This window comes from uncultured Xanthomarina sp., assembly GCF_963971605.1.
Classification (GTDB): Bacteria; Bacteroidota; Bacteroidia; order Flavobacteriales; family Flavobacteriaceae; genus Xanthomarina; species Xanthomarina gelatinilytica.
The window spans coordinates 1-15973 of sequence record NZ_CAXATZ010000002.1 but is presented as its reverse complement, the minus strand read 5'-3'; the positions used below and the strand labels follow the sequence as shown (position 1 = coordinate 15973).

The 15973-nt window shown below is 35.9% G+C and carries 15 protein-coding genes; all 15 read left to right on the top strand.

The features are described 5' to 3' along the window. Window positions 1-8: 8 nt before the first annotated feature. Window positions 9-845 (top strand): universal stress protein, encoded by an 837-nt coding sequence (locus AACY93_RS01085; RefSeq protein WP_286853478.1) that lies wholly within the window; start codon window positions 9-11, stop codon window positions 843-845. A gap of 247 nt (window positions 846-1092) precedes the next feature. Continuing rightward, window positions 1093-1599: a c-type cytochrome gene (locus AACY93_RS01080; protein WP_286853479.1), complete on the top strand. Its 507-nt coding sequence runs from the start codon at window positions 1093-1095 to the stop codon at window positions 1597-1599. 8 nt (window positions 1600-1607) lie between these two features. Next, window positions 1608-2186 carry a fasciclin domain-containing protein gene (locus tag AACY93_RS01075; RefSeq protein WP_286853480.1) on the top strand — a complete coding sequence of 193 codons (579 nt, stop codon included), beginning with the start codon at window positions 1608-1610 and terminating at the stop codon, window positions 2184-2186. Between the two features lie 28 nt (window positions 2187-2214). After that, on the top strand, window positions 2215-4173 hold the full coding sequence (nosZ, locus tag AACY93_RS01070; RefSeq protein ID WP_286853481.1) for a Sec-dependent nitrous-oxide reductase: 1959 nt from the start codon (window positions 2215-2217) through the stop codon (window positions 4171-4173). A 140-nt stretch (window positions 4174-4313) separates the two neighbouring features. Further along, complete coding sequence (locus AACY93_RS01065) at window positions 4314-4934, top strand: hypothetical protein (RefSeq protein WP_286853482.1); 621 nt, start codon at window positions 4314-4316, stop codon at window positions 4932-4934. 31 nt (window positions 4935-4965) lie between these two features. Further along, window positions 4966-5406 carry a nitrous oxide reductase accessory protein NosL gene (locus tag AACY93_RS01060; protein WP_007651733.1) on the top strand — a complete coding sequence of 147 codons (441 nt, stop codon included), beginning with the start codon at window positions 4966-4968 and terminating at the stop codon, window positions 5404-5406. A gap of 1 nt (window position 5407) precedes the next feature. After that, on the top strand, window positions 5408-6643 hold the full coding sequence (locus AACY93_RS01055; protein WP_286853483.1) for a nitrous oxide reductase family maturation protein NosD: 1236 nt from the start codon (window positions 5408-5410) through the stop codon (window positions 6641-6643). Beyond that, window positions 6637-7344 carry an ABC transporter ATP-binding protein gene (locus tag AACY93_RS01050; RefSeq protein ID WP_007651728.1) on the top strand — a complete coding sequence of 236 codons (708 nt, stop codon included), beginning with the start codon at window positions 6637-6639 and terminating at the stop codon, window positions 7342-7344. The genes AACY93_RS01055 and AACY93_RS01050 overlap by 7 nt, the downstream gene beginning before the upstream one ends. Continuing rightward, window positions 7337-8119, top strand: a complete 783-nt coding sequence (locus AACY93_RS01045) for an ABC transporter permease (protein WP_286853484.1) — start codon at window positions 7337-7339, stop codon at window positions 8117-8119. Before AACY93_RS01050 ends, AACY93_RS01045 begins: the two co-directional genes overlap by 8 nt. 113 nt (window positions 8120-8232) lie before the next feature. Continuing rightward, window positions 8233-9066 (top strand): universal stress protein, encoded by an 834-nt coding sequence (locus tag AACY93_RS01040; RefSeq protein ID WP_286853485.1) that lies wholly within the window; start codon window positions 8233-8235, stop codon window positions 9064-9066. A gap of 124 nt (window positions 9067-9190) precedes the next feature. After that, window positions 9191-9583, top strand: a complete 393-nt coding sequence (locus tag AACY93_RS01035; protein ID WP_286853486.1) for a hypothetical protein — start codon at window positions 9191-9193, stop codon at window positions 9581-9583. A gap of 195 nt (window positions 9584-9778) precedes the next feature. Then, window positions 9779-10636: a hypothetical protein gene (locus AACY93_RS01030; RefSeq protein ID WP_286853487.1), complete on the top strand. Its 858-nt coding sequence runs from the start codon at window positions 9779-9781 to the stop codon at window positions 10634-10636. A gap of 77 nt (window positions 10637-10713) precedes the next feature. Beyond that, window positions 10714-12714, top strand: a complete 2001-nt coding sequence (locus AACY93_RS01025) for a TonB-dependent receptor (RefSeq protein WP_286853488.1) — start codon at window positions 10714-10716, stop codon at window positions 12712-12714. A 523-nt stretch (window positions 12715-13237) separates the two neighbouring features. Then, entirely contained in the window at window positions 13238-13612 is a 375-nt protein-coding gene (locus AACY93_RS01020) for a GreA/GreB family elongation factor (protein WP_286853489.1), read from the top strand. 1734 nt (window positions 13613-15346) lie between these two features. Beyond that, on the top strand, window positions 15347-15907 hold the full coding sequence (locus tag AACY93_RS01015; protein ID WP_286853490.1) for a hypothetical protein: 561 nt from the start codon (window positions 15347-15349) through the stop codon (window positions 15905-15907). The last annotated feature ends 66 nt before the right edge of the window (window positions 15908-15973 follow it).

Genomic DNA, 15973 nt, shown 5'->3' with positions numbered 1-15973 from the left:
ACCAAAAAATGAAAAAAATAATAGTACCAGTCGATTTTTCTGAGCATTCCGAATATGCTTTAGAAGCAGCATCCATGTTGGCCAAAAAGAACAACGCTGAAATTTTAGCCTTGCACATGCTGGAAATTTCCAATGCTGTTTTAACAAAAGCTGATAATATGAAACAAATGGAATCTTTATTTTTTTTAAGATTGGCTGAACAAAAATTCAAAGATTTTTTAAATAAAGACTATCTTAAAGGGGTCAAGGTAACTCCTATTATTAAACACTTTAAAGTGTTTAGCGAAGTCAACGAAGTGGCCATGGAACACCAGGCTGATTTAATTGTCATGGGGTCTCAGGGAGCAAGCGGTATTAAAGAAGTGTTGGTGGGTTCCAACACAGAAAAAGTAGTTAGGTATTCAGATATTCCAGTGCTCATAATCAAACACAATCCTATTTTAATGGATTTTGAAAACATGGTTTTTGCTTGCGATTTTTCGGAAGAAGCCATAGAACAATATATTAAAGCCAAAGAAATGGCTGTAAAACTGGGAGCCAAAATGCACTTGGTATATGTAAATTTGCCTGGCTCTATGTTTAAAAGCTCGGCAGAGATAGAAAAACAAGTAGCAGCTTTTCTTAGAAAAGCCGATGGTGGCATTGAAAAAATGAACGAAGTGAATTATGTAAACGATTATAGCATTGAGAAAGGGATTTTAAATTTCTCCAACGTTATAGGAGCCGATTTAATAGCAGTGGCAACACATGGTAGAAAAGGCATAGCACATTTCTTTGAAGGAAGTATCTCTGAAGATATAGCCAATCATTCCACCTTACCTGTAATGACTTTTAAAATTCAATAATTTTCAATATTGATATAAAATCAATAAACGTTTAAAAAGAGTTAAACCTTGGTTTGACTCTTTTTTTTTATATTTTCTATTTCTTACATGCTCACATATAGTCGGTTATATATTGTTTGTTTTAGGTTAAACCTAAAAGTTAAAAAAAACTTAACTTAAAAGATGTTTTTGTCCTAAATATGATTAATGTCATATTTTGTTTAAGATATAGCTCTTAAATTTGCCGTATTAAATTAATATATATATCATGAAGTTAACACTAAAAATTATTACCGTTTTATTTATTTCACTACTTGTAAGTTGTGGTGGAAAAGAAGAAAAAAAAGAAGAAACCTTTTCTTATCAAAAAAAGGCGCCAACTGAGAAAAAAGAAGAAGCGCCCAAAGTTGAAACAGTAAAAGCTTCCGAAAAAGTAGATTTAACCAATAAAGGGGTTGGACCTATAAAATCGGTAGAGTTACCAGCAGACATAGACCAAAGCATGGCTACAAAAGGGGAAGACATTTATAAAAAAATGTGTACAGCCTGCCATAGAGTCGACAAAAAATTTATTGGTCCAGCTCCAACAGGAGTTCTTGAACGTAGAACACCAGAATGGGTTATGAACATGATTTTAAATCCAGAAGAAATGGTTCAAAACGATCCTTTGGCAAAAGAATTGTTAATTGAGTTCAATGGTTCTCCTATGGCAAATCAAAATTTAACAGAAGAAGAAGCTAGAGCTGTTTTAGAATACTTTAGAACACTTAAATAATTCATATTATGAAAACAACAACTAACCTTAAATTTTTATTCACTGCTCTTTTAGTTGTTCTGTTTATTAGCTGTAAAAATGAAGCTAATACAACAGAACAATCAGAAGGCACAACTAAAGCCGCTTCTACAGAAGCACCTGAAAGACAGGGTCAAGCTTTTATTGAAGATGATGGTTCTACACCTAATATCTTGCAAATTGCCATTGGTTCTCCAGACCATACAACCTTGGTTGCAGCTGTTCAAGCAGCAGAACTGGAAAATGCCTTGGTTAATGCGGGACCTTTAATGGTGTTTGCACCAACTAACGAAGCCTTTGCTGCTTTGCCAGAAGGGACCGTAGACGATTTGCTGAAACCGGAAAACAAAGAAAAACTGGCTTTCATTTTAAAACATCATGTAACTCCTGGAAACTATTCTAAGGACTTCTTGAAAAAGTTCAAAAAACTTGGACAAGCAAGTAACGATTATGTTACTGTTGAAGTTAAAGGAGAGGATGTTTATATAGGAGGAGCCAAAATTATTGCTAGTATTCCTGCAGGAAACGGAATTATTCATGTAGTGGATAAAGTAATATTACCTAATTAAATTTAAAACACTAATTAATATCATTCTTATGAAAAACATTTTTAAATTATCAATTGGACTTTTCTTTACAGCTGTTGCTTTTACTAGCTGTAACGATCAAAAGTCAAACAAATCAAATGGAGCTCTAAGTTCTAGTAATGCCGAGAAGGTTTACATTGCTCCAGGAGAACACGACTCGCATTACGCGTTTATTTCTGGAGGATATAGTGGTAACCTTACAGTGTACGGCTTGCCTTCCGGAAGAATGTTTAAGGAAATTCCGGTTTTCTCTCAATTCCCAACCAATGGTTATGGGTATTCCGAAGAAACCAAACCTTTACTGGAAACGTCTTATGGTTTTATCCCTTGGGACGACTCGCATCACCCAGACATCTCTCAAACAAATGGAGAGTTGGACGGACGTTGGGTTTTCATTAACGGAAACAATACACCTCGTATTGCAAGAGTTAGTTTAAAATCTTTTGAAACCGAAGAAATTATCGAAGTGCCAAACAGTGCTGGTAACCATAGTTCTTCTTTTATCACAGAAAATACAGAGTATGTAGTTGCAGGAACACGTTTCTCTGTTCCAGTACCACAAAGAGATATGTCTATTAAAGACTATAAAGGAAACTTTAAAGGAGCTTTAACATTTATCTCTGTAGATCCGGAACATGGACATATGGATATTAAATTCCAAGTGTTAATGCCAGGATTTAACTACGATATATCTCACCCAGGACGTGGAAAATCTCACGGATGGTTCTTCTTTACAACCTATAATACTGAAGAAGCAAACTCTCTGTTAGAGGTTAATGCATCTCAAAACGATAAAGATTTTATCGCAGCCATTAACTGGAAGAAAATTGAAGAATACGTGAACAATGGTGGTGGTACCATGATGCCAGCAAACTATGCACACAACGTATATAGCGAAGATACACATACAGCTACTTCAACCATGAAAAAAGAAGTTCGTGTGGTAAACCCTTCTGAAGTTCCTGGTGCTGTATTCTTATTGCCAACACCAAAATCACCTCACGGTTGTGATGTGGATCCTTCTGGAGAATACATTGTTGGTAACGGTAAATTATCAGCCAACTTAACAGTGCATTCATTTACTAAAATGATTGATGCCATTGAAAACAAAAAGTTTGATGGAGATGCTTATGGTATTCCTATCTTAAAATTCGAAGATGTATTGGCAGGTTCTGTAGAGCAACCAGGTTTAGGCCCTTTACATACAGAGTTTGACGATCAAGGAAACGCTTATACTACCTTCTTTATTTCTTCTGAAGTTGTAAAATGGAAATTAGGTACTTGGGAAGTTATCGACAGAAAACCAACATATTACTCTGTAGGTCACTTAACCATTCCTGGAGGTAACTCTAGAAAACCTTTTGGTAAATATATGTTCGCTATGAACAAGATTACTAAAGACCGTTATTTGCCAGTTGGTCCAGAAATGGAGCACTCTGCACAATTATATGATATTTCTGGAGATAAAATGGAACTGTTATTGGATTTCCCAACTCACGGTGAACCTCACTACGCAGCAGCCATCCCAGCTGAAATCATTAAAGAAAATTCGCTTAAATTCTATAAGCTTGCAGATAACAAACACCCTCGCAAAGCAACAAACGAAAGCGAAACCAAAGTGGTTAGAGAAGGTAAAAACGTACATGTATACATGACCTTAATACGTAGTCACTTTACACCAGACAACATTGAAGGTATTAAAGTAGGAGACAAAGTGTTCTTCCATATTACAAACTTGGAACAAGATTTTGATGTACCTCACGGATTTGCCATGATTGGTGCCAATAATGCCGAGTTGTTAATTGCTCCTGGTCAAACTAAAACCTTAACCTGGGAACCAAAACAAGTTGGTGTATGGCCATTCTATTGTACAGACTTCTGTTCTGCTTTACACCAAGAGATGCAAGGATATGTTCGCGTATCTCCAGCAGACTCAAACATTGAGCTGTCTTGGTCTCTAGGCGAATAATTGAATAGATACAAATAAAGCTTAGGAAAATTTTGTTTTAGTGTTTATTTTCCTACTCTAAGGCGAGAGTTGATTTGTCGCTCTCGCCTTTCTTTTTCAAACACTATTAACTAAATGGTTAATAAATAAGTATTAATTTTATGAAAAAGGCAGGAATTGTAATGGTTTTAGGTTCCTTATTATTGTTGGGACTATTTAAATTTCCACTTTGGAACATCATGCTTGGTGCGCCTCAATATCCCGATCCTTTAGGAATGGATATTTACATTCAAGGAATTGAAGGTGTGGAAGAATTTGATCTGCAAAATATCGATGGATTAAATCATTATATTGGAATGAAAACAATACCTAAACCAGAAGACATGTGGGAATTTACCGTATTCCCTAAAGTTATCATTGGAATGGTTATATTAGGTGTAGCCATAGGTTTATTGGGCTTTTTTGAAAAAATAAGCTATAAATATTTTTTAGGTTGGTTTGTACTTATGTCTGTATTGGGCATTTTGGGCATGTACGACTTCAACAACTGGTTAACTGAGTATGGAAGCGATTTGGACCCTCATGCCATTCTAAAATTAAAGAATCCAGATGGCACACCAATGACCTACAAACCACCATTATTCGGTCACCAAAAATTGCTTAACTTTGACGTAACTTCCTTGCCTCATATTGGTGGATACCTTATGTTTGTAGGAATGTCGTTAACACTTGTGGCTTTCTGGTTAGGCAGAAGGTTCAGCTTAAATAACACGGGAGAGTAATCTCCTAGAGATTAAAAAAAACACTAAAATAATGCAAAGATTTAAACACATTTCCTTTGTGGTACTGCTATTGGTATTAACCAGTTGCAACGTTGGGCCACAAGCTATAGATTACGGAAAAGATGGCTGCCATTTTTGTAAAATGACCATAGTAGATAAGGTTCACGCTGCAGAAATTGTAACCAATAAAGGTAAGATTTACAAGTTTGATGCTTCTGAATGCATGATAAACTTTATGGAAGACTTTGATGCTGCCGAAGTAAAAAGTTACCTAACCAACGTCTATACAGAACCAGAAATACTTGTAGATGCTACTCAAGCTACTTTTTTAATCAGTAAAAATGTTCCAAGTCCTATGGGAGCTTTTTTAACAGCTTTTAAGACCAAAGAAGACGCTCAAAACGTTCAAGAAGAAAAAGGAGGGACACTTTACACCTGGAATGAATTATTGGTTCATTTTAAAGAAAACTAGCATGAAAATTAAAATTGTATCTTTTATAGCTATCTTTTTAGCCAGCTTTTTGCATGCACAAACCATTGAGGTCTGTGAGAACTGTCCGGTTTCAAACGTAAAAGATGCCATAAAAGTTGCTAAGGATTTTGATACCATTGTTATAAAAAAAGGCACCTACAAAGAACACGATATACTTGTAGATAAACCTTTGACCATTATTGGTAAAGACTATCCTGTAATAGATGGCGAAATGAAAGGTGAAATTATCACCGTTGTTTCAGACAGTGTTACTGTAGATGGCCTGTTCATTATTAATGTTGGTACCAGTTATACCGAAGATTATGCAGCTATTCGGGTAAAAAGGAGCAAGGACTTTGTTATTAAAAACCTGGTCCTGGAAAAACTGTTTTTTGGTATTTACATTGAAAAATCACAAAACGGAAAAATCTTTCACAATAAAATAATTGGGGATGCCGTAGAAGAGTATAACTCCGGGAATGGTATTCAATTATGGTACAGCAAAAACGTTGAAATTGAACATAATTTTGTAGAACGCGTTCGTGATGGGATTTATCTGGAATTCTCAGACTTTTGTACCATAAAAAACAATGTTAGTGCAAACAATATTAGGTATGGCCTGCACTTCATGTTCTCTAACGATGATATTTACCAAGACAATACCTTCGAAAACAATGGAGCAGGAGTGGCTGTTATGTTTTCAAAGAAAATAAAAATGTACAACAATGTCTTTAAAGAAAACTGGGGGACTGCATCTTATGGTTTGCTCTTAAAAGAGATAAACGATGCCGAAATTAAGGGCAATATTTTTTCTAACAATACCATAGGGATCAACATAGAGGGATCCAACAGGATTAATTATATCAACAACGATTTTATTAGCAATGGTTGGGCTGTAAAAGTGCGTGGCGCTTGCTATACCAATCATTTTATCAGCAACAATTTCTTGTACAATTCCTTCGATATTTCCTATAACAGCAATATTAACGATAACATTTTCGATAAAAACTACTGGAGCAATTACACAGGTTACGATTTGAACAAAAACGGTATTGGAGACATACCATACAGACCTGTCAAGCTCTTTTCATATATAGTAAACAGAACACCAGAAACCATTATTTTACTGCGTAGCTTGTTTATAGATATTATTGATTTCTCCGAAAAAGTATCGCCAGTTTTTACACCAGACAATTTACTGGACAACAACCCTAAAATGAAAAGAATTACATGGTAAGCATTCAAAATTTACATAAAAAATTCGGGAAGAACCAGGTTTTAAGCGGTCTCGATCTAGAGATAAGCGAAGGAGGTATCTTTGCTGTTCTTGGCCCTAATGGTTCCGGAAAAACAACTCTTATTAAATGCTTGTTGGGAATGGTCATTCCCAATAAAGGTTCTATTTCTGTAATGGGAGAAAACGTAAAAAACGGTTCTGCATACAGACATAAAATAGATTATTTACCCCAAATAGCCAATTTCCCTAGCAATTTAAAGGTAAAGGAGTTGATAAAAATGATTAAGGACTTGCGTGGAAACACCACCTTGGACCAAGAATTGATCAGCCTTTTTAAATTGGAACCTTTTTTAGATAAAAAATTGGGCAATCTCTCTGGAGGTACCAAACAAAAAGTGAATTTGGTACTAACATTTATGTTCAATAGTCCTTTGGTGATTCTGGATGAGCCTACCTCTGGACTGGATCCCATTTCATTGCTTCGGTTAAAAAAGTTAATCCAAGCCGAAAAAGACAAGGGTAAAACCATTTTAATAACCTCTCATATTATGAGTTTTGTTGAAGAAATTTCAGATGAAATTGTGTTTTTGCTTGAAGGTAAAATTTACTTCAAAGGAAGCATAAACGAACTTAAGAACAAAACCAATCAACCAGATTTCGAACATGCCATCGCATCTATATTAACAGACAATCATGCTTAAAATATTAAAATATAGTTTTTACGATTTAATGCGAAGCCGTTGGAGCTACGTTTATTTTGCATTTTACTTATTATTGGGTGTCGTTTTGTTGTTTTTAAACAACGACCTCTCCAAAGCCGTTATTACCTTAATGAACGTCATTATTGTGTTGGTGCCATTAATAGGAACCATTTTTGGAGTAATGTATTACTACAACTCCAAAGAGTTTACAGAGCTGCTTTTGGCGCAACCCTTAAAACGATCTTCCATTTTTCTGGGACAGTATTTGGGCGTCGCCATTTCGTTGTCCATGAGTTTAATTTTGGGATTGGGAATACCATTCATATTTTACGGTCTCTTTAAATCCACAGCCATTTGGGATTTTTCCTTACTGTTGATAACAGGTACCTTTTTAACCTTTATTTTCTCTGCCTTGGCTTTTAACATTGCCTTGTCCAACGAAAATAAAATTAAAGGCTTTGGTTATGCCATCCTGTTGTGGCTGTTTCTTGCCATTATTTACGATGGTATCTTTTTAATGTCCTTGATTTTGTTTGAAGACTATCCATTGGATAAGCTCTCCTTAATTGGAACCATGTTAAACCCAATAGATTTATCCAGAACACTCATTTTGCTAAAATTGGATATTTCGGCCTTATTAGGGTACACAGGAGCTATTTTTAAACAGTTTTTTGGTACTAATTTTGGTTTGGTTGTATCTATTAGCATGCTGGCTGTTTGGGTTATCATGCCAGTCCTTAGAATTATTTTTAAGTCCAAAAAGAAAGATTTTTAATCGTGTTTTTACTACCTTTGGGTTAAACTATGGTTGGTACTTTGGTTTCTTTCAAAAATCCTTAAAAAAAGTACTCTCATAAACCTTAAATTAAACCACTAAAAACCATTAAAATGAACAAAATTATTGTCCCAATAGATTTTTCTGAACATTCAGAGTATGCCTTAGAAGCTGCAGTAACATTAGCTAAAGGCAATGGTGCAGAAATTATTGCGTTGCACATGCTCGAAATGTCCGATTCTGTCCTTACATCCACAGATTCAGAACAACAACAAAAAGCTGTTTTCTTTTTAAAACTGGCCGAAAAGAGATTCAATGAATTTTTGGATAAACCCTATTTAAAGGAGGCCAATGTCACACCTCTGGTAAAGCATTTTAAGGTGTTTAGCGAAGTCAATGATGTCGCTAAAGACCAAGGAGCAGATTTAATTGTTATGGGCTCTCATGGTACCAGTGGGCTTTCAGAAATATTTGTTGGCTCCAATACCGAAAAAGTGGTAAGGCATTCAGAGATTCCTGTGTTGGTCTTAAAACACAAATTCAACAAAGACCATCTAAAAGATGTGGTTTTCGCTAGCGATTTCTCAGCTGAATCTGTTGCTGTGTACCAAAAGGCAAAAACATTGTTTCAGGACTTTAAAGCAAAACTGCACTTGCTTCACGTAAACCTTCCTTCTGATAGATTTAGAAGCACCAACGAAATAGACCAAACCGTTAGTAACTTTTTAATGAAAGCCGAAGGCAATCTGGATAAATTGTCGCAAATCAACTTTGTGTCAGATTATACTGTTGAAAAAGGCGTATTAAACTTTGCAAATAGAATAGGAGCAGACTTAATTGCCGTTGCAACTCACGGTAGAACAGGAATTGCACATTTCTTTGAAGGAAGTATTTCAGAAGATATTGCAAACCACGCAGTTTTACCGGTTATGACCTTTAAAATATAAAATAACATACCTATAAATAGATAAGGCCGAACATCACGTTCGGCTTTTTTTTTTTTTAATAATTAAAATCGAATATCTGACTTTAATCATGTTTTGCAAGGCATATCTTTCTTAAATTTGCCCTATGATTTCAGCAATAGCACATAAAATAACAGCCTTTGTTCTTATGTTCATATTATTTGCACATAATATTAACACCTTGGTTATTGTTGGAGATTTTCTTGTTAATCAGGATTTTATTGCCAAAACCTTATGTATTCAAAAGGACAACCAACAGGGTTGTAATGGTAAATGTCAGTTAGCCAAACAACTTTCGGAAACCAATCCGGATTCCAATAGTCAAATTCCCGTTCAAGAGACAAAAAGAATGGTTTTGGATGTGTATTGCATTTCAAATATCAACACCATCGAGAACCAATTTAACGACTATAAATTACCACAAGTCTTATTGACCCATAATTCGCCAAAAATTGTAAAAACCTTTTTGGATATCGAAACACCTCCACCTATTTCTTAGTTTCTTTTTTCGTATAAAACTAACCCTTTGGGTTTAAGCATATCTGGCTTGTTATATCAAGTTGGAGAGGCATGCTACATAAAATTTTAAACTAAAAATTCTAATATGAAACACCCGTTATTAAACTTTAGTCACATAGCGAAATGTTAATTTGGGTGTTCCATGTGACCATTGGAAAACATTAAATATTGACACATGAAACTAAAATATATATTACCAATTCTATTCTTAGCCTTATTGTCTACAGCTTGTTCATCAGATGATGATAATAATAACAGCACACCTCCAGTAATTAACGAGGTAGAAGGCTTAACAAAAATTCAGGATATTGTAAACAACAATCACACCATAGAACTTTATAGTAAGTCTGGACATTTTTATACAGGTTACAACAACATAAGCTTAAGAATTAAAGACAATACAACTGATACCTTTTTTGAAGATGTTACAATCAGCTGGATGCCAGTTATGCAAATGCCAACCATGCAACATGCCTGTCCTTATTCTGCTATAACCAAAGCGCCTGGAAGGGATACGGTTTATCAAGGAAACATTATTTACCAAATGACCAATACAGATGGTTCTGGATGGTCCTTAACCTTAAACTATACCATAGACGGAACAGATTATAACGTAACAGATACCATAACCGTGTTGCAATACGAAAACCAAAACGTAACCAGCTTTATGGGCACAGACAACACACGTTACGTTCTTGCTTTAATAGAGCCTCAAGACCCTAAAATAGCCATTAACAACATGAAAGTGGGACTATACAAAATGGAAAACATGATGTCTTTTCCAGTTGTGGAAGATTACACCATTACCTTGGATCCTAGAATGCCAGGAATGGGAAACCACAGTTCTCCTAACAATACAGATTTAACATACAGGTCTGCAGATGGTACCTACCAAGGGAATTTATCTTTAACCATGACGGGTTACTGGGTTTTAAACCTTAAACTTTTGGATGCCACAGATACGGTTTTAAAAGGCGAAACAGTAACCGAAGATAACCCTCAAAGCAGTCTTTATTTAGAGCTTGAATTTTAAGCAAATAGCACAACAGATATTATGAAACAGGTCAATGTTTTATTGACTTGTTTCATTAATCTCCTAACATTATTCCCATGAAAAAATACATGATATTTGGTCTTGGCTTTCTTATTAGTGCCTTAACATTTGCACAGGAATTAGAAGCTACAGTAGAAAAAGACACCACACAATTGGATGAGGTTATTTTAATCGGTCAACGCAAATTAAGCAATTACAGACAGGAAAAAACCCTGTCCAGCATAGACGAGTATTTAGAGAAATCCAATAAGGTAACCATGATTAAACGTGGTAATTACGCTTGGGAACCTTCCTTGAACAATATGGACAGTCAGCGTTTGGTGGTTACCATAGATGGCATGCAGATTTTTGGCGCCTGTACAGATAAAATGGATCCCATTACATCCTATGTAGATGTCTCCAATCTGGAACAAGTAAGTATAGATTCCGGACAGGAAGGTACCGAAAATGGTCATTGCGTTGGTGGTGGCATCAATTTGCAAATGCCACAATCCAAGTTCAATGGTTCCGGGCTTAAATCCAGTGTCGATTTGGGTTACGAAACCAATGGCAATTACAAAATTGCTGGTTTGGAACTGGAATATGTGGGCAATAAATTTTATGTGAATGCCGATGGTATTTTTAGAAAATCCGATAATTACGATGCTGGTGGAAACAAAGAAGTCCTGTATTCCCAATTTCAAAAATACAATGTGTCTTTGCAAGGTGGTTACAAACTAGCAGAAAACCATGTGCTGGATGCCAATGTTATTTACGACAAAGCAACAGACGTAGGCTATCCTGCCTTGCCCATGGATGTCTCCCTGGCTGAAGCCTTGATCACCTCCCTTACACATACCTATAAAAACGATTCCACCACAATCAAATCATGGGAATCCAAATTGTATTACAACACCATTACACATATCATGGACGACTCCAAACGCCCAGATGTCCCTATTAGAATGGATATGCCAGGCTGGAGCGATACCTATGGTTTCTATACCAAAGCCACTTTAAAAGAAAACAAGCACAACATCTTGCTTAACCTAAACGGTTTTTACAACCGTTCTTTGGCCGAAATGACCATGTACCCTAACGATCCCAATCAACCAGCCATGTTTATGTACACCTGGCCAGACATCAGGACCCTGTACACAGGCATATATGCAAAAGATGCTTTTGCCTTAAGCCAAGATAAAACTGTCTCAGCTTCTGCGCGTGTTGGGTACCATCAAAACACAGTGGCAGAAGAAGTGGGCTTGGAAAGCTTACAAATATTTTATCCAGACATGGACGATTCCAAAAGTCGTTTTTTAATGAGTTTGTCTGCCGATTATAAAGTGAAAAAAGACTCCTACGATGCCACCTTTGGACTTGGTTATGGAGAAAGGGCACCATCTGTTAGCGAAGGCTATGGCTTCTTTCTGTTCAACAGTTTCGATAATTTCGATTATATAGGGAACCCAAATTTAAACAACGAAAAAGCCTTAGAGGCCAATCTGGCAGCAAATTACTATGCCAACCAGTTTAAAATAGGTTTTGAAACCTCTTACTTTTACCTAACAGATTACATTATTGGTGAGGTAGATCCATCCTTAAGTGCCATGACCATTGGTGCCAATGGTGTAAAGGTGTATCAGGCTCTCTCACATGCCAGTATTTTCGATTTTTATGTAAATGCAACCTATGATATTTCAGATGCTTTTTCCCTTAACACAACCCTAGGTTATAATTACGGAAAAGGCAGCAATAATGAAAACCTCCCTTTTATAAAACCTTTTTCCTATTTGGCAGAAATTAATTATACCAGAAACTTTTTTAATGCAGCCTTGCAACTGGATGGTAACGGAAACCAAACAAATTACAGCAGTTATTACGGCGAAAACGAAACGGCGGCCTTTGCCATTTTAAATTTGAACCTAGGCAATGTTTTTTATATTAAAAGCAATAAAATGGTCTTGAAATATGGCGTGGAAAACATCTTGGATACCAATTACTCCACCTATTCAGACTGGAACAACATCCCAAGACAAGGCAGAAACTTTTACATGAACGTGTCTTTTGTTATCAACTAGTTTCAAGCTGTCTAAACCACAAATGTTCATAAGCCTAAATTTTTAGGTTTAAAAAGAAGGTTCAAAGCTTAAATAGCAAATAAACTGTATTACAAAAACCGTTAGGGATAGAAATGCACAACACTCTTAATAAGCTTGTGTTACCCATGTTTTTCATGCAAGTTTTGGTATAAATAGGGCACATGTTAAATATATTTGCTATCTTTGTAACTCATTAATTTTAAGTGCAGATGACAGCAGTTTACTTCATAAAAAACACAAAAAACCTTCAGGGATTGACGCTGTCATTATCTTACCTGCATGACGATATTTTTTTGAAAAATTCAAAAGAGTTTATTCATTAATCCCTGTTACGACTCAAAACAGGGCCACTCCATAATAAACTCAAAAAAATTTAATCTTATTTGCTTCTTAACACAACCATTAGCGCTCAAGAACAGGAGCTCCATTTACGGCACCCTGTCTTGAACTATTGAGTCACAACCTGCTAGCGTTGAGAAGGAAAATCAAAAAAATAAATATTATGTCAAAAAATATAGTAGTAACAACAGGAATATACGATATGATTAAAGATCACGTTCGAAGAAAAAAAGTAACCAGGGAAGAAGAAGACCTATTGCTTTTGGAATTAAAACACGCCAAACAAGTACTTAGGCGTGAACTGCCAGACGATGTCGTTACCGTTAACCGACGTGTAAAAATAAAGGATCACACAGATAACAAAGAAAAAGAATATATGTTTGTGGCAACCACCAAAACAAACAATAAAAAAGGAAAACTATCTATTTTATGCGATGTAGCCGTGGCCACCATTGGGAGACAGGTAGGCGATATCATCCATTGGCCTTTTAAGGATGGCGAGCGAACACTGGAAATTTTAAAAGTAGAACAGATTTAACCTTTAATTTGAGTAAAAAGAGTCTTTGTATTAAAACACAAAGGCTCTTTTTTAATTTCTCAAATACCATCCAATCCCAACTCTCGCTGCACAAAACCTGCACGTTGTCACACTGAGCTTGTCGAAGTGTCAAAACGCTGCCTGCCAACAAGCGGAAAATATTAATTCAAACTTTACTTAAAATACACCTGTTTCAATAAAATCCCAAAACCACACAACCTTCCACTACCACACAGAGCAACCCTGTCATCCTGAGCAACCCTGTCATTCTGAGCAAGCCTGTCATTCTGAGCAACCCTGTCATTCTGAGCGAAGCGAAGAATCTGTAAGCTTCAGCATGGTAAATCCCACAAACAGCTCCTCCCTTCAGATGAAGGGCGACCAAGCGTATAAAGATAGTCCAGCGGACTATTTTAGCGAAGGGGCGAGCCGGCGCATAGGCAAAAGCCTGACGTCAGGAAGGCTAGACGGAGGGTTTGAATAACTCGTCACAATCTAATAAAATAATAAAACACCCTTCTTTAACAAACAACCGGCCTACTTTTTATTTTCGTAGTAAAACAAAGTAAAATCCGAAGCGATGGGTGGAGTAGGATGGCCTAGCGCAGCGTTTGCCATCCGCACGATAAGAATATTACGTCGTTTTCAAGAAAATAAAAATCAGCCTAGATTTTTTTGGTTCGTTTTTTCATCAATGAAAACGAAGTTTCACGAATACCAACAATAAAATAAAAAAGAGTAACTAGTAAAAAAATCCCAAAACCACAAAACCCTGCCCAACTGGTTTCAGAAATAGTGAGCCACAACATGTCATAAACCTTCCCAAAACAAGGGAGTAAAGAACAAAATGTACTAAACCCTCCAAAATAACCATAAGAAAAAAGCGAACGTTACGAAGAGCAACGGAGTAATTTCCTAAAAACCAGTTTTGATTTCCTGCCTGCCACATTATTAATTTAGCATTCGGGCAGGTTTGTTTCTTTTGTATCAAGACAAAAGAACAAGCACCTTCATATAGAATACTTAAATTAATTAACTGGTTTTAAATTGCAAACCCTCCGTCTAAACCTCCTGCCGTCGGTTTAGAGATAAGACGGAAGGTTTGATTTAACAATCCACAACCAACAACTAAAAACTATCCACCCTTACACAAAAGCAAGACGCTTTCATACGGCTTATATATAGCCTATATACGGCCTATGTACGGAGTAACTATGGAGTATCTATGGAGTATCTACGGGTGAACCCCCGAGCAACCCTTTATTTACAAGGGATTAGAGCGGTTGAGAACAGGTATAACTTGCATAGATTCACGGGACTGGTATTTGATAGATTAAGATATCATTATTTTCTTAAAGTTCCAAAAATCGAGGTTTTTATTTCAGATGATATATGGTGTTAGGTGTGTGTAATTGTAGGGAGTGGCAGCTGTTTAAGCTATGGTATTACCATACATTTTAGAGTTTTTTTAAAGGGTTTTTTATAAGCTGGTTTTGTTTTACGGTAACCCGTAAGGATGTCACCATAATTATACCTTTCTTTACAAAATACAAGCTCACAAACAAAAGGGCAGGAGCAAGAAGATATAGGTAGTACCACGTATTGCAAAGGAGCTAAAAAATAACTAGGTTTGAAACATAAAGCAAAGGATAAAAGCACAAAAAAGTGTTGTTATCCGGAAATTATAACCGTTATATAATTATATTTGAGATGATATAACGAGTTGCCAACAATTTGAAAAAAACAATTCTAATATTAATTCTAACTATTCTTTCAGCTTGCGAAAAATCAACTGAAATAGAAAATCCGAATGGAGTTTTTACTGATGCGGATATTGCGGACTTGAATTGGATAGTAGAAGAATTTGACGAAATTTTGGAATCCGAATATAAAACCAAAGTTCCAAAAGATGCTTATCGAGATTACTCAAATGCTGTCTGGAAAGGTTTAAATGAAGAGCAACCACCCTACATTCCAATCCCAAATGAACTTGACTCGTTAAAAAATAAAGTAAAAGAATTAGGAGTTTTTTCAAAAATCTGGTCAACTTGGAGAGAAAAACCTGAAGATTTAGAAATATATAATATCGGACAAAAACCTTATCTGACCTATTTAAAAGAACGTGGAAAAAAATCTGAGTTTATAAATGAATATGCACAAATTCTTACCAATTCCGGTGATATTATGCCGTCAGTTGTCGCTGGATTTGCAAAAAACATTGAAAATATAGATTTAAAAGACAAAAATAACCGACTGATTTTTTCAATCCATTATTTGACATTAATGAGTAGATGAAAAACTGTTGGCAATAACTAAGCATTCGAGTGGTCGGAACGACCCAACATGAATGCCGTGTTGACT